The organism is Alkalihalophilus lindianensis (assembly GCF_032843265.1).
GTDB lineage: Bacteria > Bacillota > Bacilli > Bacillales > Bacillaceae_D > Alkalihalophilus > Alkalihalophilus lindianensis.
Window position 1 is genome coordinate 41,486 of record NZ_JAWJBA010000012.1, and the last position, 17,894, is coordinate 59,379.

General features: G+C 39.4%; 19 protein-coding genes, 1 rRNA gene and 1 other annotated feature. All 20 genes read right to left on the reverse strand.

The features are described from left to right. Positions 1-13 precede the first annotated feature (13 nt). The gene (gene nusG, locus RYX56_RS20315; RefSeq protein ID WP_317123828.1) at positions 14-547 is read right to left on the reverse strand and encodes a transcription termination/antitermination protein NusG; all 534 of its coding nucleotides are present in this window, start codon (positions 545-547) and stop codon (positions 14-16) included. 69 nt (positions 548-616) lie between these two features. Next, complete coding sequence (gene secE, locus RYX56_RS20320) at positions 617-811, reverse strand: preprotein translocase subunit SecE (protein ID WP_317123829.1); 195 nt, start codon at positions 809-811, stop codon at positions 617-619. 217 nt (positions 812-1,028) lie between these two features. Next, positions 1,029-1,178 carry a 50S ribosomal protein L33 gene (gene rpmG, locus RYX56_RS20325; RefSeq protein ID WP_317123830.1) on the reverse strand — a complete coding sequence of 50 codons (150 nt, stop codon included), beginning with the start codon at positions 1,176-1,178 and terminating at the stop codon, positions 1,029-1,031. Positions 1,179-1,361: 183 nt separating this feature from the next. Further along, entirely contained in the window at positions 1,362-2,009 is a 648-nt protein-coding gene (gene sigH, locus RYX56_RS20330) for an RNA polymerase sporulation sigma factor SigH (protein ID WP_439108520.1), read from the reverse strand. Between the two features lie 82 nt (positions 2,010-2,091). After that, positions 2,092-2,604, reverse strand: a complete 513-nt coding sequence (locus RYX56_RS20335) for an NYN domain-containing protein (RefSeq protein WP_317123832.1) — start codon at positions 2,602-2,604, stop codon at positions 2,092-2,094. Continuing rightward, positions 2,605-3,354, reverse strand: coding sequence for a 23S rRNA (guanosine(2251)-2'-O)-methyltransferase RlmB (gene rlmB / locus RYX56_RS20340; RefSeq protein WP_317123833.1), 750 nt, complete (start codon positions 3,352-3,354; stop codon positions 2,605-2,607). It lies immediately after the preceding gene. 4 nt (positions 3,355-3,358) lie between these two features. Continuing rightward, positions 3,359-3,781 (reverse strand): Mini-ribonuclease 3, encoded by a 423-nt coding sequence (locus tag RYX56_RS20345; RefSeq protein ID WP_047972937.1) that lies wholly within the window; start codon positions 3,779-3,781, stop codon positions 3,359-3,361. Between the two features lies 1 nt (position 3,782). Then, positions 3,783-5,180 (reverse strand): cysteine--tRNA ligase, encoded by a 1,398-nt coding sequence (gene cysS / locus RYX56_RS20350; RefSeq protein WP_317123834.1) that lies wholly within the window; start codon positions 5,178-5,180, stop codon positions 3,783-3,785. Positions 5,181-5,214: 34 nt separating this feature from the next. Continuing rightward, complete coding sequence (gene cysE, locus RYX56_RS20355; RefSeq protein WP_317123835.1) at positions 5,215-5,859, reverse strand: serine O-acetyltransferase; 645 nt, start codon at positions 5,857-5,859, stop codon at positions 5,215-5,217. Positions 5,860-5,923: 64 nt separating this feature from the next. Beyond that, positions 5,924-6,148, reverse strand: a binding site (T-box leader). Positions 6,149-6,158: 10 nt separating this feature from the next. Continuing rightward, complete coding sequence (gene gltX / locus RYX56_RS20360; protein WP_317123836.1) at positions 6,159-7,613, reverse strand: glutamate--tRNA ligase; 1,455 nt, start codon at positions 7,611-7,613, stop codon at positions 6,159-6,161. Between the two features lie 81 nt (positions 7,614-7,694). Then, positions 7,695-8,174, reverse strand: coding sequence for a 2-C-methyl-D-erythritol 2,4-cyclodiphosphate synthase (gene ispF / locus RYX56_RS20365; RefSeq protein WP_317123837.1), 480 nt, complete (start codon positions 8,172-8,174; stop codon positions 7,695-7,697). Between the two features lie 2 nt (positions 8,175-8,176). Further along, positions 8,177-8,863, reverse strand: a complete 687-nt coding sequence (ispD, locus tag RYX56_RS20370) for a 2-C-methyl-D-erythritol 4-phosphate cytidylyltransferase (protein ID WP_317123838.1) — start codon at positions 8,861-8,863, stop codon at positions 8,177-8,179. 197 nt (positions 8,864-9,060) lie between these two features. Next, on the reverse strand, positions 9,061-10,155 hold the full coding sequence (locus RYX56_RS20375; RefSeq protein WP_317123839.1) for a PIN/TRAM domain-containing protein: 1,095 nt from the start codon (positions 10,153-10,155) through the stop codon (positions 9,061-9,063). A 182-nt stretch (positions 10,156-10,337) separates the two neighbouring features. Continuing rightward, on the reverse strand, positions 10,338-11,411 hold the full coding sequence (gene disA, locus RYX56_RS20380) for a DNA integrity scanning diadenylate cyclase DisA (RefSeq protein ID WP_317123840.1): 1,074 nt from the start codon (positions 11,409-11,411) through the stop codon (positions 10,338-10,340). A gap of 5 nt (positions 11,412-11,416) precedes the next feature. Continuing rightward, positions 11,417-12,793: a DNA repair protein RadA gene (gene radA, locus RYX56_RS20385; RefSeq protein ID WP_317123841.1), complete on the reverse strand. Its 1,377-nt coding sequence runs from the start codon at positions 12,791-12,793 to the stop codon at positions 11,417-11,419. A gap of 149 nt (positions 12,794-12,942) precedes the next feature. After that, on the reverse strand, positions 12,943-15,384 hold the full coding sequence (gene clpC / locus RYX56_RS20390) for an ATP-dependent protease ATP-binding subunit ClpC (protein ID WP_317123842.1): 2,442 nt from the start codon (positions 15,382-15,384) through the stop codon (positions 12,943-12,945). Between the two features lie 17 nt (positions 15,385-15,401). Next, entirely contained in the window at positions 15,402-16,478 is a 1,077-nt protein-coding gene (mcsB, locus tag RYX56_RS20395; protein ID WP_317123843.1) for a protein-arginine kinase McsB, read from the reverse strand. A 4-nt stretch (positions 16,479-16,482) separates the two neighbouring features. Then, on the reverse strand, positions 16,483-17,016 hold the full coding sequence (gene mcsA, locus RYX56_RS20400) for a protein-arginine kinase activator protein McsA (protein WP_317123844.1): 534 nt from the start codon (positions 17,014-17,016) through the stop codon (positions 16,483-16,485). A 33-nt stretch (positions 17,017-17,049) separates the two neighbouring features. Further along, positions 17,050-17,520: a CtsR family transcriptional regulator gene (locus tag RYX56_RS20405; RefSeq protein ID WP_317123845.1), complete on the reverse strand. Its 471-nt coding sequence runs from the start codon at positions 17,518-17,520 to the stop codon at positions 17,050-17,052. A gap of 301 nt (positions 17,521-17,821) precedes the next feature. Continuing rightward, a 5S ribosomal RNA gene (gene rrf, locus RYX56_RS26250) occupies positions 17,822-17,894 on the reverse strand; the annotation flags it as partial.

A 17,894-nucleotide genomic window follows, 5' to 3' on the forward strand; every position in this document is an offset into this window, starting at 1 on the left:
CAAGTTTTTTCGATTAAATCTTTTCAACTTGATTAAATTCTAGTTCCACCGGTGTTTCACGACCGAACATATTAACATGAACTTTAACCTTTTGCTTGTCCAGATAAATTTCTTCAACTGAACCAATAAAGTTAGCAAATGGACCTTCTTTCACTTTAACTGATTCTTTCAGTTCAAAGTCTAAATCCGCTTTAGGTTCGCTAACACCCATTTGCTTCAGGATCGCTTCTGCTTCTTCTGGTAATAATGCTGTAGGTTTTGAACCTGCACCTGATGAGCCAACGAAGCCAGTAACACCTGGTGTGTTTCTAACAACATACCATGAATCATCCGTCATTACCATCTCAACTATTACATACCCTGGAAATACTTTCTTTGTTACTTGTTTCGTTTTCCCATTTTTCACTTCTGTTTCTTCTTCTACAGGAACAAGCACTCGGAAAATCTTGTCAGTCATATCCATCGACTCAACACGTTTTTCGAGATTTGCTTTCACTTTATTTTCGTAACCTGAATACGTATGAAGTACATACCAATTTTTCTCCATGTTTGCTAGGACGGTTGTCCTTCCCTCCTTTTCTATACCATAGTCAAAACCGAGTGGGGCCCCATCTCATTACCCGAGTAACACACGAACAAGAGAAGAGATCCCGTAGTCTACAATTGCAAAGAAAACAGTAATAAACGCAACCGTACCAAGAACAACCCAAGTATAACGAGTTAATTCTTTTCGAGAAGGCCACGATACACGCTTCATTTCTTGTACGACATCTTTAAAAAAGTTACCAATGTTCTTTTCGCCGCCAGCCATGGCAGACACCTCCAGCACCAATCAATATAGACAAATAAATGCATATCTATTCCGAAGTTGTTTTATGCAAGTAACATAAACAACACCAAACCAACATACCATCCATAAGTAAAACTTGACTTAGGTAAGCTTTAAGGTGAAGCAGATTATTTTCAACTTTGTCATCATTAAGTTCTAAGGTGTAAAAAAAGCCAAAAAAAGAACCGCTCCATCCGAATTACTTGGTTTCACGATGAAGAGTGTGCTCATTGCACAACTTACAGAATTTCTTCACCTCAATGCGGTCAACATGAGTAAGCTTATTCTTTTGAGTCGTATAATTTCTAGATTGACAAGTCTCACATGCTAGTATTACTTTGTTACGCATTAGGCACCTCCGTCAAGCTGTATACACACTCTTTCACTGTAGCATAGCAACTTTAGGGTGTCAATTGCTTCTAGTGATTCCAATCGTTTGGGGAATAATTTACTAGATTCACCGAAAGTACGCTTTTCTTTCAGATAAAAAAGCCTAGTCCAATAATATAAGGACGAGGCTTAGTCAGTCTCATTATAAAGTTACACCTTTTAATTCTACATAACGCTCTAGTTTACGCTTTACGCGTTGCAATGCGTTATCAATAGACTTCACATGACGATTTAAGTCTACTGAAATTTCTTGATACGATCTGCCATCTAGGTAGAGCATTAAGACTTGTCGTTCAAGTTCACTTAAGATCTCCCCCATTTTAAGCTCAATATCATCAAACTCTTCTTGGTTGATTAATAGATCTTCTGGATTAGTTACCCTAGAACCACAGATCACATCCAATAATGTACGGTCTGACTCTTCATCATATAATGGTTTATCTAGTGAAACATACGAGTTAAGCGGAATATGCTTTTGTCTCGTTGCCGTTTTTATTGCTGTAATGATTTGACGGGTAATACATAATTCAGCAAACGCTTTAAAAGATGCTAGCTTGTCCCCTCTAAAATCGCGGACTGCCTTGTAAAGTCCAATCATACCTTCTTGAACAATGTCCTCATGATCTGCACCAATTAAAAAATAAGATCTAGCTTTAGCACGCACAAAATTTTTATACTTGTTGATCAAAAACTCTAGAGCACCGCTATCTCCCATACGCACTTGTTCCACTAACACATCATCATTAACTTGATCATAACTGAGCTTCTTTACCGTTTCTTGAAGGTCCATGTGCACGACAATCCCCCCGACCTTGGATGTTGTCCAAATTATACAATAATTATATAGCACAGTTTTCCAGCGGGTCAACCACTCATCTTTCGCCTCGACGCCATCTTTCAAAAATTTCAATCATTTCTTCGTTTAAAGGCAAGTTTGTCGAATTTCGCTTCTTTCGAGTTAATTCGACACTCTTTTCAATCCCTTTACCTGCAACTTCCACTTCAATTAATAATTCTCGTGCCGACTTTCTTAAAGCTCCGCTTCCAAAAATAAGGGATTGCTCTGTAAAGTCCGAAGTAGCTACATGAATCCTCGTATCAATTTGTTTAAGCTCGAGAACCAGACGTTCAATCCGCTCATCTGCTGTTTCGTTTTCTTTTGTATATATAACATCGACGCGATAATTATGATAATGCTTACCTATACCAGCCACCATATGAGCATCAAATATCACTTTCACTTCATAGCCTGTAAAAGCCTGATACTCAGCCATATATTCAACAAGACGGTCACGTGCCAGAGCAAGATCGCGATCTTTCAAAACGCGTAGCTCCGGCCATGCTCCAATCATATTGTAACCATCAACAAGAAGAATATCTTTCATTTACTTATTTCCTAGTGGATGACGTTTTCGATGTACTTCATACATCAGAAGACTTGCGGCCACGGATGCATTAAGAGAAGTAACTTGTCCTACCATCGGAATATGAATGAGGAAGTCACATTTTTCTTTAATTAAACGACTAATCCCTTTTCCTTCACTTCCAATAACAAGCCCAATCGGCATATCAAAAGATGCCTGACGGTAATCTTCGCTTCCTTTAGCATCTGTACCAGCAAACCATAGCCCTCTCTTTTTCAGATCATCCATCGTGCGTGCGATATTGGTTACACGCACTACTGGAATATACTCAATTGCCCCCGTTGAAGCTTTGGCAACAGTTTGTGTAAGGCCTACTGCACGGCGCTTAGGAATAATAATGCCATGCGCACCGACTGCATCAGCTGTACGCATAATTGAACCTAGGTTATGGGGATCCTCAACCTCATCTAGAATGAGGAAAAATGGCTCCTCATTTCGTTTATTGGCTAGTGCAAATAAGTCATCTAATTCAGCATACTCATAAGCAGCTATAGAAGCTACTACACCTTGGTGATTAGAGCTATCTACTAATTGTTCAAGCTTCTTTTTAGGCGCATTTTGAACAAGAACGCCTTGTTCTTTAGCAAGCTGTATCACCTTTGTCATTTGTCCTTTTTGAGATCCCTCTGCAATCCAAATTTTATTAATAGTATGTCCTGCGCGAAGAGCCTCAATAACGGGGTTTTTACCAACTATAAATTCCTGATTCACTCTCTCACGCCTCCTTTCCGTTCTTATCATCTAATATTGAAAAGACTTTTTCCATCAATTGATCTAATCTTTCTTTGCGATTGTGCAAATAAAGATAACCAAGTACCGCTTCGAAACCGGTTGAGTAGCGATAAGTGTTAGCATCGGTATTTTTCGGAATAGACCCAGACTTTGCATTGCGGCCGCGCTTTAGCACGGCCTCTTCTTCTTCACTAAAATAACCTTCGTCTAGTAATACATAGACCACTTTTGCTTGCGCTTTTGCAGAAACGTAGCGTGTTGCCTCCACATGCAGCCGGTGAGGCCTGACTTTACCTTGTGCAATCAAATAGTAGCGAACATACATATCTAATACCGAATCACCCATATAGGCTAGCGCCAATGCATTGAGCTGCATTAAATCTGTGTTGGGTTCAATTAATTTCATTCTAGCCTCGCTTCCAGCGTACACCTTGTGCAGTGTCTTCTAGTAGGATACCTTGCTCTTTTAATTGATCGCGAATCTCATCTGCACGCTTAAAGTCTCGAGATTTACGCGCTTCGTTTCTCTGCTCAATTAAAGATTCGATTTCCCCATCTAGTAATTCAACTTGGTCACGAAGTTCTATTGCTAAGACGCCTGCAAGCTCATCAAATAGGTCAATAAAGGCTTGTAATACCTGCTTAGACGTTTGTTCCTCACGTAAATAGCGATTTGCTTCTTTGGCTAAATCGAATAGAACCGAAATTCCATTTGCACTATTAAAGTCATCATCCATTTCTTTAATAAAGGTTTCTTTAAACTGCGAGATTTTTGCAAACCATTGCTCTTTTTCACCATAATCAGCTGATTCAGTTAATCGATGTTCTAAGCTTGAAACTGCCGTTCTTAGACGTTCTAAACCATTTTTAGCTCCTTCTAGTAGTTCATCACTAAAATTGATTGGACTACGATAATGAGCAGTTAGCATAAAGAAGCGAACGACTTCTGCAGAATGTTGTCGAATAATATCATGTGCCAAAACAAAATTTCCGAGTGATTTCGACATTTTTTCGTTATTTATGTTAATAAAACCGTTGTGCATCCAGTAATTAGCCATTGTTTTTCCTGTTAATGCTTCTGATTGCGCAATTTCATTTTCATGATGTGGAAACGATAAATCTTTTCCGCCCGCATGAATATCGATTGTATCACCTAAATACTTCTTTACCATAGCTGAACATTCAATATGCCAACCAGGACGACCATGGCCCCATGGACTTTCCCAAGAAACCTCACCTTCTTTTGCCGCCTTCCAAAGAACGAAATCTAGTGGATCTTCTTTTCTTTCATCCACTTCAATTCTAGCCCCAGAACGAAGGTCATCAATGGCTTGAGACGATAATTTCCCGTAGCCTTCAAACTTTTTTGTGCGAAAATAAACATCTCCACCAGATTCATAGGCATATTCTTTTTCAATTAATTTAGCAACAAAATCGATAATTTCAGGAATCGTTTCTGTTACTCGCGGGTGCTTATCAGCTTTTTTTACACCAAGAGCACATGTATCATTGTGGTACTCTTCAATAAAACGATTAGCAACAGCGAAGACATCTTCACCAAGTTCATGTGCTGCACGAATTATTTTATCATCTACATCTGTAAAGTTAGAAATAAACTCTACCTCATAACCGCGATACTCAAGGTAACGCCTCACCATATCATAAACAATTGGTGGCCTTGCATTCCCAATATGAATGTAATTGTAAACGGTTGGTCCACATACATACATCTTAACTTTGCCTTCTTCAATCGGTACAAACGTCTCTTTCTTCTTTGTTAAACTGTTATATAGCTGAACCGCCATATGATCGACTCCTTAAACCTGATTAAATTCTTTTTTATCTTTTCTGGTGAGCTAATTCTTTGCGAAGCTCTTTGATTTCATCTTCTAACTCTTTTAATTTATCAGCAATTGGGTCAGGTAAGAGATGGTGATCAAGATCATCTGACACTTTCACTCCATCTTGAATAACAATCTTACCTGGAATCCCTACTACTGTAGAATTTGGTGGTACCGGCTTTAATACAACTGATCCTGCCCCTATACGAGCATTTTCTCCAATTAAAAATGATCCTAATACTTTTGCTCCTGAGGCAATTAACACTCCGTCTGCAACCGTCGGATGTCGCTTTCCTTTTTCTTTCCCTGTTCCTCCTAATGTTACGCCTTGATAAATCGTAACATTGTCACCGATCTCACACGTCTCTCCTATGACCACACCCGTTCCATGATCAATAAATAAGCGTTGACCAATAATGGCACCAGGATGAATTTCAATGCCAGTGAAAAAGCGACTAATTTGTGATTGGAGCCTCGCTAAAAAATATAACTTCTTTTTCCACATCCAATGTGCCAAACGATGAGACCATATAGCATGAACACCTGAATAGGTGAAAATAACCTCTAGGCGACTTCTTGCAGCAGGGTCTTGACTAAATACAACATCGACATCGTTCATTAGCGTACGTATGATCTTTCTCATCGCTTCTCCTCCCCCTTTGAAACTATATTTTAAACCACTAAAAAGCGCCTCTGTGCAGGATATGCACAGAGGCGCTAGGCGCGGTTCCACTCTGTTTAAGTGAAGAGTGTTCCCTTCACTATCTCTATAGCCATTAACGACGCCACTCGCTTTTTTCTACTGTGCAATGCAGTTCAAAAAAAGGCTCAAGGGTGCATTTTCAGAAGAACTTGCTTAAACCACTTGCAGCCAATGGTGGTTCTCTCTAAAAAGCAATGCACTTCTTACTTTTCCCTCTCAACACGATTAACAATATGAATTTATAATAAGCTTTCTAGACGTGCAGTTACTACAGCCTTACCAAGCAGTTCAATGGAGTCCGGAAGATCTCGACCATGTGTTTGCCCCGTTGTCGCAACACGAATTGGCATAAATAACTTTTTACCTTTTTGACCTGTTGCTTTTTGAGTTGCTTTAATTGCGCTCTTTATGTCGGCAGCTTCAAATGTTTCTAATTGCTTTAGCTCACTCAAAAATTGGTTAAGCACATCAGGTACTTGTTCTTCATCAAGTACTTCTTGCGCTTCTTCATTATAATCAATTTCCGTCTTAAAGAACAACTCCGTTAACTCAACAATTTCTGCCCCATATTGAAGTTGTTCTTGGTATAAGCCAATTAAACGCTTAGCCCATTGAAGACGCTCTTCGTTCATGTCCTCTGGAAGTCTTTCTGCTTTTTTAAGATGCGGAAGTGCTAAGTCAACTACTTCATTAAGCTCCGCTTTTTTCATATACTGGTTATTCATCCAAGAAAGCTTCTCAGTATCAAATACAGCTGGTGCTTTTGACACTCTCTCAAGCGAGAATTGCTCACCAAGCTCTTGCATAGAGAAAATCTCTTCTTCTCCGACTGGTGACCAACCAAGTAGAGCCAAGAAATTCACAATTGCTTCTGGCATATAACCAAGCTCTCTATATTGCTCAACAAACTGAATAATAGACTCATCACGTTTACTCATCTTTTGACGATCCGGATTTAAAATTAAAGATGCATGAGCAAAACGAGGAACATCCCACCCAAATGCTTGATAAAGCATCACTTGGCGTGGCGTATTTGAAAGATGCTCCTCCCCGCGAATAACATGAGAGATTTTCATTAAGTGATCATCAACTGTCACCGCAAAGTTATACATTGGTACTCCATCTTTTCTTGCAATAACAAAGTCACCAATTCCATCAGATTCAAATGTTACTTGACCACGAACGGCGTCATCAATCACGATTTCTTTTCCTTCAGGTACACGGAAACGCACGACTGGCTTAAGCCCTTTTTCCTCATAGGCTTTTCGCTCTTCTTCTGTTAAGTTACGGTCACGGCCACTGTACTTTGGTAACTCACCTCGAGCTGACTGAGCCTCGCGCTCTGCTTCAAGTTCGCTTTCCGTCATGTAACAGTAGTATGCCTTACCTTTGTCTAGTAATTGTTGAATGTATTCTTTGTAAAGGTCAATACGCTCCATACAGCTGTACGGGCCATAATCCCCACCAACATCAATACTCTCATCCCATTCAATTCCTAGCCACTTTAAACTATTTAATAGCTTATCCTTAGCTGTTTCAACGTTACGAGCTTGATCTGTATCTTCAATACGAAGAATAAATTTTCCACCTTGGCTTTTTGCATAAAGATAATTAAATAAAGCCGAACGGGCACCACCAATATGTAAATGCCCCGTCGGACTTGGAGCAAAACGAACTCTCACTTCACTTCCCATTAATTGCACCTTCCATTTCTAAAATAGTATGCTTTTTATTGTAGCATTGTTCCTAATTTACTGCGTCACTCTTTTTTCATTTCAAGAAGTTTTTGTTAAAAGAACAGTAGCTAATGAAGCGATTCCTTCACCACGTCCAGTAAACCCGAGTTTCTCCGTTGTCGTAGCTTTTACATTCACTTGACTTACTTCAGCTTCTAAAAGTTCTGCAATTCGTTCCCTCATATCGTTAATATGAGGAGCCATCTTTGGCTTTTCGGCAATAATTGTGCAGTCGATATTGCCTAATTGATAGCCCTTTTTCTTCACAATCTTCCATACATGAGTTAATAACTTGGCCGAATCCGCATCTTTAAATTCTGGAGCTGTATCAGGAAAATGCTTTCCAATATCACCTTCTGCGATCGCACCAAGTACCGCATCTGCAACCGTATGAAGAAGAACATCCGCATCAGAATGTCCAAGTAATCCTTTTTCATAAGGAATCGTAATCCCGCCAATAATAAGTGGTCTACCTTCAACCAATCGATGTACATCATAGCCTTGTCCTATTCGAATCATGCCTATACCTTCTCCTTTTGTGTTAAGATCGCTTCTGCAAAGAGTAAATCCTCTGGCGTCGTCAGCTTAATATTCGTGTAATCTCCCTGAACGATTGACACGGTCTTACCAAGCCATTCAATTAAACTGGCATCATCAGTGCCAAGTTTATTTTCCGCTTCTGCTTTTTCATGCGCTTCCTTTAAGAGCTCTACATCAAAAGCTTGTGGCGTTTGAATAGACCATAGCTCTTCACGCTTCATTGTCTCTAGTACTTTATAATCTTTCACCCGTTTAACTGTGTCCTTCACTGGGACGGCAACAGTTGCAGCACCGCTTTTAGCAGCATCGTTTACGAGTAGGTGAATGATCTCTTGATTAATAAAAGGCCTTGCTCCATCATGAACAAGTACAATACCCTCTCCATCTATAGCATCAATCCCACACTTCACACTTTGTTGACGCTCAAGTCCCCCGTTTACAATCATAATTTGTTTCTTATCGCTAAGGAAAGAACATAGCTCACCCATTTCTTTCCGCTCCTCTTTATTAACAACAAGAATGATTCGATCACACCATGGGTCAGAAACAAATGCTTTTAGGGTATGCACAATAATTGGCTCATTGCGCAAATGAATAAATTGTTTGTTCTTACCTGCTTGCATCCTTTTACCTTGTCCTGCAGCAGGGATCACCACACTATAGTTCATTGATTTTCTCCTCAACTATGCCTTTTTTAAGACATCCTATCTTCTATATGTAATGCAATTTATTTTATCATGATTCAGCTTGTTTTCGCATATGATTTGGCAGAATGTCCGCGCACTTCATATGTTTTATAGGACGATAAAAAGTAAAAGCACCTTCCATCTTCATTACATAGAGGTAGGCGCTTTTAAATGACTTCTTATAGAGCTTTTTCTAATAATTTTGGTTTAGCGAATATCATTCGACCAGCGCTTGTCTGAAGAACACTGGTTACGACAACATCAAGATTTTTCCCGATATGATCGCGTCCACCTTCTACGACAATCATCGTACCATCATCTAGATAAGCAACTCCTTGGTGATGCTCTTTCCCGTCTTTAATTACCTGTACATTCAGCTCTTCGCCTGGAAGAACAACAGGCTTTACTGCATTAGCTAAATCATTAATGTTTAAGACCGACACTCCTTGTAGCTCACACACTTTATTTAAATTAAAGTCATTTGTGACTACCATTCCAGAAGATACTTTAGCCAGTTTTACAAGCTTACTATCAACTTCTTGAATTTCTTCAAAGTCGCCTTCATAGATCTCTACATTAATCGGTAATTCTTTTTGAATTTTATTAAGGATGTCTAATCCACGACGACCTCGGTTACGCTTAAGTACATCTGAAGAATCCGCAATATGTTGAAGTTCCTCTAAGACAAACTCAGGTATAACTAATGTCCCTTCTAGGAATCCCGTTTTACAAATATCTGCAATACGACCATCAATAATCACACTAGTATCAAGAATCTTTAGCTGATTGCCTTGTTTTAATTCAGCTTCTTCATCTTCTTTTTTCTTCCCTAAGTTTCGCGTCATGGTGAATAGATTAATTAATTCATCACGTTTCTTAAAACCGATTTGAAATCCAAAGTAACCTAAGAAGATGGTAACAAAGATAGGAACGATTGTACTTAAGACCGGAATTTGAATAACATTGAGAGGAATACCAATTAAATACGCAACAATTAGTCCAATAATCAATCCCATTGATCCAAATAAAACGTCAGTCACGGGGGCTTTTACAATGGCTTCTTCCACTAATTTCATTAAGTTTACAATATAATCAGCTAACCAAAATGTTGTAACAAATAAAACACCAGCACCGATAACAGCACCTGCATAGGGACTCATTAACCACGTTGGGATATCACCAAAATTAATAAGTTGAATCAGTTCCGGAACAAATAAAAACCCAAGGGTCCCCCCCATTAAAATAAAAAACAATTGCACAATCCACTTCAGCATTCAGCTTCACCTCCTTCAATTATTATAGACAAGTTTCCATAATTGAAACCTAGCAAACTTGATTTCACATAAAATTCCAAGATCACCTACTACTTCAAACGTATCAAACCAAAAAACTCTCTGTCAATTCAGAAAACTTATTATTATACATAAAAGTCCTGAAAGCTTCAACCTTCTTCTCTTTAAATGTGACGGTCCACAAATAGCTGCTCTTGAATTCGTTGAAGCCCACCTTTAATCATTTTAGCTCTGGCTTCTCCAATCCCTTCTACTTCATCAAGTTCCTCAATGCTGGCAAACATAATACTAGATAAATTTCCATATTTCTCGATTAGATTATTTATAATAAGTGGCGGGAGTCTTGGTATTCGATGAAGAATTCTATACCCTCTAGGTGAGACAGCTTGTTCTTGGACATTAATGTTCTTCCCATAACCAAGCACTTTTACGATTTCATGTTCATCTAATAAGTCCTCTGTTTGAGACTTCGTTAACTCACGCAGAGTATCAAATTCATCTTGTTTTTTGTCTTTGACATAATCTTTCAGTAAATAAATGGCTTCTTTTTCGATATTTGAAACCAATTCATTTAACTGCATCGTAATAAGCCTTCCCTCATCACCAAGCTCATTCACATAATTTAAAATTTCACGTTTAATTCTAAGCACCATCTGAACACGATGAATGACTTGAGTTACTTCATGAAACGTTACTAACTGTTCAAACTCAAGAGCCCCTAAATTGGTGATGCCTTGATCTAAGACGACTTTATATTTTTCCAGCGTTTGAATTGCTTGATTGGCCTTTGTTAAGATCACTCCAATATCTTTAAGTGAATAGCGATGCTCTCCCTGATAAAGAGTGATAACATTTCGACGTTGCGAGATTGAGATGACCAAGTTGCCAGTTTGCTTAGCAACACGCTCTGCCGTACGGTGACGAATTCCCGTCTCAATCGATTCAATGCCGTTATTTGGTACTAGCTGCGTATTTGCGTATAAAATACGTTGGCCATCCTCGCTCAAAATAATGGCACCATCCATCTTAGCTAGTTCATATAAATAAGCAGGCGAGAAATTACAATTAATAAAAAATCCCCCGTCTACAATATTCATCATCTCATTATTGTAGCCAAGTACGATTAATCCTCCTGTTTTCGCTCGAAGTACATTATCTATACCTGCTCGGAGTGGGGTACCTGGTGCCACAAGTTTTAGAACACTTTGAATAAAACTCTCTTTTTTTCTCTCATCCATTCACCTTACCTCCCTAACACAACCTCAAGCGCACGCTCTACAGTTGGTACTCCTATGACTTCAATCCCTTTTGGCACAGTCCAACCCCCTAAGTTCTTCTCAGGTATGATTGCTCGTTTAAATCCTAATTTAGCCGCTTCATTAACCCGCTGGTCTATTCTAGACACACGTCGAATTTCTCCTGTTAGCCCAATTTCTCCAATAGCGACATCTGTGGGACTTGTCACTTGATTACGAAAGCTTGACGCAATACTTAAAGCAATCGCTAAATCAATTGCCGGTTCATCTAAGCGGACACCACCAGCTACATTTAGATAAGCATCTTGATTCTGTAAGAGCAATCCAACGCGTTTTTCTAGAACTGCCATTAAAAGAGAGACTCGGTTATGGTCTATTCCCGTTGCCATTCTTCTAGGGTTTCCGAAACTGGTTGGAGAGATGAGGGCCTGTAGTTCTACAAGAACAGGACGTGTACCTTCCATCGATGCCACTACAATTGATCCTGCCGCCCCTTTTGATCGCTCTTCAAGAAAGATTTCTGATGGGTTTAATACTTCTTCAAGCCCTAGTTCCTTCATTTCAAATATACCCATTTCATTGGTTGAACCAAATCGATTCTTTACAGCTCGTAGAATTCGATATGTATGATGACGTTCGCCCTCAAAATACAAAACAGAATCTACCATATGTTCAAGAAGTTTAGGTCCAGCGATTGAACCCTGCTTTGTTACATGACCCACTATAAAAATAGCGATTCCACGTGTTTTAGCAATCTTCATGAATGCTGCTGTACATTCTCTTACTTGAGCCACACTTCCAGGTGCCGATGATATATCATCTTGATAAACGGTTTGAATCGAGTCTATAATGACTAATGCAGGCTCAACTTCATCAATTGCTCGTTCGATAAAGCTTAGATCGGTTTCTGCCAATACATACAGATTAGCTGAAGCGAGATTGAGTCGGTCTGCACGTAATTTTGTTTGCTTAACGGACTCTTCACCTGATATATAGAGAACTTTTTCATTTGTTTCAGCTAGCTTAGCTGATAACTGGAGTAGCAACGTAGACTTCCCAATCCCTGGGTCGCCCCCTACTAATACAAGTGAACCTGGTACAATCCCTCCACCAAGAACCCGATTTAACTCCACCATGGTTGTATTGACCCTAGGTTCGGTTTCACTCACTATAGACGTAATAGCTTGTGGCTTTGTCCCTTGGGTAGCACCAGAAGTAACATAACTCCGGCTAGATTGTTTAGCACTCGGTTCAAACTCTTCAACCATCGTATTCCATCCTTGACACCCTGGACATTTCCCCATCCATTTAGCCGATTCATAGCCACATTCCTGACAAACAAATTTGGTTTTCTTCTTCGCCAATTACCATCCCTACTTCCTTCATTCTTCTACTCTTTATTGTACCAGAGATAGAAAAAAAGTTGTAAAGAGAGGTATTACTATCTCTATGGTGAAAAGCCGAGGGATTATGTCTGTCCCTCGGCTTTTCTTGATCGAATGTAGTCGATTATTTATACTTGTGCGCTCTCACGCGTTTCAACTATAAGCTCATCGTCACGTACATCGATGATTGCCTTTTGTCCTTTAAAGATCGTTCCTTTTAATAGCTCTTCAGATAAACGATCTTCAACTTGCTTTTGCAAGGCACGACGTAATGGACGAGCTCCATATTCAGGATCATAGCCCAGATCTGTAATTTTATCTTTTGCAGCTTCTGTTAATTCGAATTCAATTCCTTGCTCTTGCAGACGTTGTTTTAATTGATCAGCCATTAACGTAATGATTTCGCGTACATGCTTTTTCTCAAGAGAATGGAAAACAATGATCTCATCAATACGGTTAAGGAATTCAGGACGGAAGCTACGTTTAAGCTCCTCCATAACTTTCCCTTTCATATCCTTGTACTCTTGCCCTTCGCTCTCTGTTGTAAAGCCTAGGTACTTATTACGCTTGAGTGTACTCGCACCGACATTTGAAGTCATAATGATAGCTGTATTACGGAAATCTACTGTGCGTCCTTTAGAATCCGTTAAACGCCCATCTTCAAGTACTTGTAATAAGATATTAAAGACTTCAGGGTGAGCTTTTTCAATCTCATCGAGCAGAATAACAGAGTAGGGCTTACGGCGAACTTTCTCTGTTAATTGGCCACCATCTTCATGTCCAACATATCCAGGAGGCGAACCAACGAGACGACTCGTTGCATGCTTCTCCATGTACTCAGACATATCAATACGAATAACAGCATCTTCATCTCCGAATAGTGTTTCCGCTACAGCTCGAGCTAATTCTGTTTTACCTACTCCAGTTGGTCCTAAGAAGATAAATGAACCAATTGGACGCTTAGGATCTTTTAGACCCGCTCTAGCACGTCTAACAGCTTTAGAGATTGATACAACCGCCTCTTCTTGCCCAACAATACGCTCATGAAGAATACTTTCCATCTTAAGTAAACGATCCGTTTCTTCCTCCGCCAGCTTGGAAACCGGAATTCCAGTCCAACTTGCTACAACTTGAGCGATATCTTCAACCACAACTTCAGTATCTTCTTGACCTTGTTTTTTCTTCCATTCATTCTTCATTTCTTCAAGCTCTTCACGTAAACGTTGCTCTGTGTCACGTAGCGATGCAGCTTTTTCAAATTCTTGACTTTGAACTGCAGCATCTTTTTCCTTACGTGTTTCTTCGAGGCGACCTTCAAGCTCCTTTAAGTTTGGAGGAGCTGTATATGAACGAAGTCTTACCTTCGACGCAGCTTCATCAATTAGATCAATCGCCTTGTCTGGTAAGAAACGATCTGAGATATAGCGATCTGACATTTTAACAGACTCTTCAATTGCTTCATCTGTTATCGTTACACGATGATGCGCCTCATAACGGTCACGCAATCCCTTTAAAATAAGAACAGACTCTTCTAATGTCGGCTCATTTACTCGGATTGGTTGGAAACGACGCTCAAGCGCTGCATCCTTTTCAATATATTTACGGTACTCATCAAGAGTAGTCGCACCAATACATTGTAATTCACCACGTGCAAGAGATGGCTTTAAGATATTAGAAGCATCAATTGCCCCTTCTGCTCCACCGGCTCCAATTAATGTGTGTAATTCGTCAATGAATAAGATTACATTACCTGCCTGGCGAATTTCATCCATCACCTTTTTCAAACGATCTTCAAACTCACCACGATATTTAGTACCTGCAACCACTGTTCCCATATCAAGCGTCATCACGCGTTTATTACGCAGCGTTTCTGGAACTTCATTTGCAACAATAGCTTGTGCTAATCCTTCTGCAATCGCCGTTTTACCAACACCAGGTTCACCAATAAGAACTGGGTTATTCTTGGTGCGACGGCTCAACACTTGGATCACACGCTCAATTTCTTTACTACGTCCAATAACAGGATCAAGTGATTCCTCACGAGCGATAGCTGTTAAGTCACGAGCTAAACTATCAAGGGTCGGGGTATTGGCATGAGTAGCACTTCCACCCTGTTGAGATGAACTACCTACTTCGTTGCTTCCAAGTAACTGTAGAACTTGCTGACGCGCTTTATTTAAGCTCACACCAAGGTTGTTCAGTACTCTTGCTGCAACTCCTTCCCCTTCTCTAATTAAACCTAATAGGATATGCTCAGTGCCGACATACGAGTGTCCAAGCTTACGTGCCTCATCCATAGAAAGTTCAATAACCTTTTTTGCACGAGGAGTATAATGAATGGTTTTTGAGCCCTCTTGCCCTTTTCCGATCAATGTTTCAACTTCTTTTTGAATCTTTTCCGATCCTAATCCAAGCGCTTGAAGTGCTTTTGCAGCAATACCCTCTCCTTCTCGAATCAGTCCAAGTAACACATGTTCTGTACCAATATTATTGTGACCTAATCGAATTGCTTCCTCTTGTGCTAACGCTAATACTTTCTGAGCTCGTTCTGTTAAACGTCCAAACATCATTGGCTCCACCTCCACATTTATTCGTTCGTTTCGTTTTCAAGCTTCAATCGCTCACGGATCAATGTTGCTCTCCGTTCATCACGTAGATCCGGTGATAACACCTCACCTGCATACTGTTGCAAAAATCCTGGCTGAGTTAGAATCATTAACTCATTTAAAATATTTGCAGATACATTCTCAAGCAGTCCAACATCGATACCCAGTCGAACATCAGATAAACGCTGTGTCGCTTCTTTTGATTCAATCACCCGACTATGAGAGAGGATACCATAGGAACGGTATACTCTATCTTCTAGTTGTAATTTAGAACTTTGCATCAACACTTCCCGTGCGGAACGTTCCTGTTGAATCAATTGCATAACGACATCTCGTAAGTCTTCTACAATATCTTGTTCTGATTTTCCGAGAGTTAGTTGGTTTGAAACTTGAAATAGGTTACCTAAAGCTTCGCTACCTTCCCCGTAAATTCCTCTAACAACTAATCCTAATTGATTAATTGCTGGTAAAATTTTATTTAATTGACGTGTCATCGCTAGAGCAGGCAGGTGCATCATTACTGAGGCTCTTAATCCTGTCCCAACATTTGTTGGACAACTTGTTAAATATCCTCGCTTCTCATCAAATGCATAAGTCAATCTTTGTTCAATCCAATCATCAAGGGAACTGGTCGCTTCTAACCCTTTTGTAAGTTGAAATCCAGGGAAAAGATATTGAATACGTAGATGGTCTTCTTCATTAATCATCAAACTTACCGATTCATCTTCGCTTAAAATAACAGCTCCGTGCTTCGACTGCTCTGCAAGATGCGGACTTATCAGGTGCTTCTCTACTAAAACTCTCTTTTCATTTACTTTTAGATCGTCCATTAAAATAAGTTCTAATGAACCTACTTCTTCATTTTGATCTGTTAATAAAGATTCTTTTATTTGTTTTACAACCGCATTAGACTCTTCCATCGTAGAGAGGAGTGGAAATTTATATTCTTTTAGGTTTCTAGCTAATCTTATTCGGCTACTTAAGACAATATCCGAATCAACACCATCTTTTTTCATCCATGGACTAATTGCTTCTGATATAAACTTTTGGAGTGACATCTTCTCACCCCTCTCCTTGGTTCTTTTTTTGTTGTTCTAGAGCGCGAATTTGATCCCTTGTTTCCGCAGCTTGTTCAAATTCTTCTCGTTCAATATAATGTTTCATTTGATCCTTTAATGAATCAATTTCTCTTTGAAGTTGAATGCCTCCCCCCACACGCACTGGTATTTTGCCAGAATGTGTGTAATTCCCACTATGGACACGCTTCAAAATAGGGTCTAATTTGGTTTCAAAACTTTCATAGCATGTGGCACAACCAAACCGGCCTGCCCTAGTAAATTGTTCATATTTCATCCCGCAATTATTGCAAACTAACTCTTTCCGACTATTAGAAGCCTCCTGCCCTGTCTTTAACGGTTGTTCAAGATGGAGAAGACCTGATAATAATTGATGGATGGAAAAGCTGTTTGATCCAGGAATATGTTCACCTTTTTCACGGGCACACTGTTCACATATATGAAATTCAGTTTTTTTTCCGTTAACGATTTTTGTAAAATGCAATGTTGCCTCTCGTTCACCACATTCTTGGCATTTCATCGCATAAACACCTCTTTCACTTTTTCATTTCTATTAACGGTCTTGTTTATAAGTTAATGTTTCGAGCATTGCCTTTAAAAGGTTTGCTCTTATTTCGTCTCGGTGTGAAATCGTGGTTTGAAACAATGTTCGATCAACTGCACTTGCCATTAGATTAGCTTCTCGTTTAGAAATAGCACCTTCTTCAAGTAGCCTCAAAATAACATTTTCTGCTGTTTGTTGATCAATTTTTTCACCTATCATTTTTATTACTTGTTCAAAGAGAGCTAGATCGTCGTGAGGCTTCACCTTAATAATTCGAATATATCCTCCGCCTCCTCGTTTACTTTCAACTACATAACCTTTTTCAATTGTAAAACGAGTGCTTATAACATAATTGATCTGCGACGGAACACATTCAAACTGTTTAGCTAGCTCACTTCGTTTAATCTCTAACAAATCATCCTTACTTTTCATTAAAGTTGATTTGAGATAATTCTCGATGATATCGGATATATTCCTCAAGCATTGACGCCTCCCCTCTCCTTGTTTTGACTTTGACTATCTTTGACTTTAAAAATATTATAATCCGTCTTTTTTAAAAGTGCAACTATTTGAGTCGTATAGTTGCTAGTATAGCCAACGACTCTTTAATGTCTACATAGAATATGTAATTCTTTCTCTATTCCCTCTATCTGAGTCAAGTAATCTTTTTTATCGGCCTTTAAATATATTATTAGCAGTAAAGCCTATCTAGACGTATCGCTTAACCGGAATTAGTTTTTTACACACAAAAAAACCATTCCTTATCGGAATGGTTTTAGGTGCCTGGCAACGTCCTACTCTCACAGGGGGAAGCCCCCAACTACCATCGGCGCAAAAGAGCTTAACGACCGTGT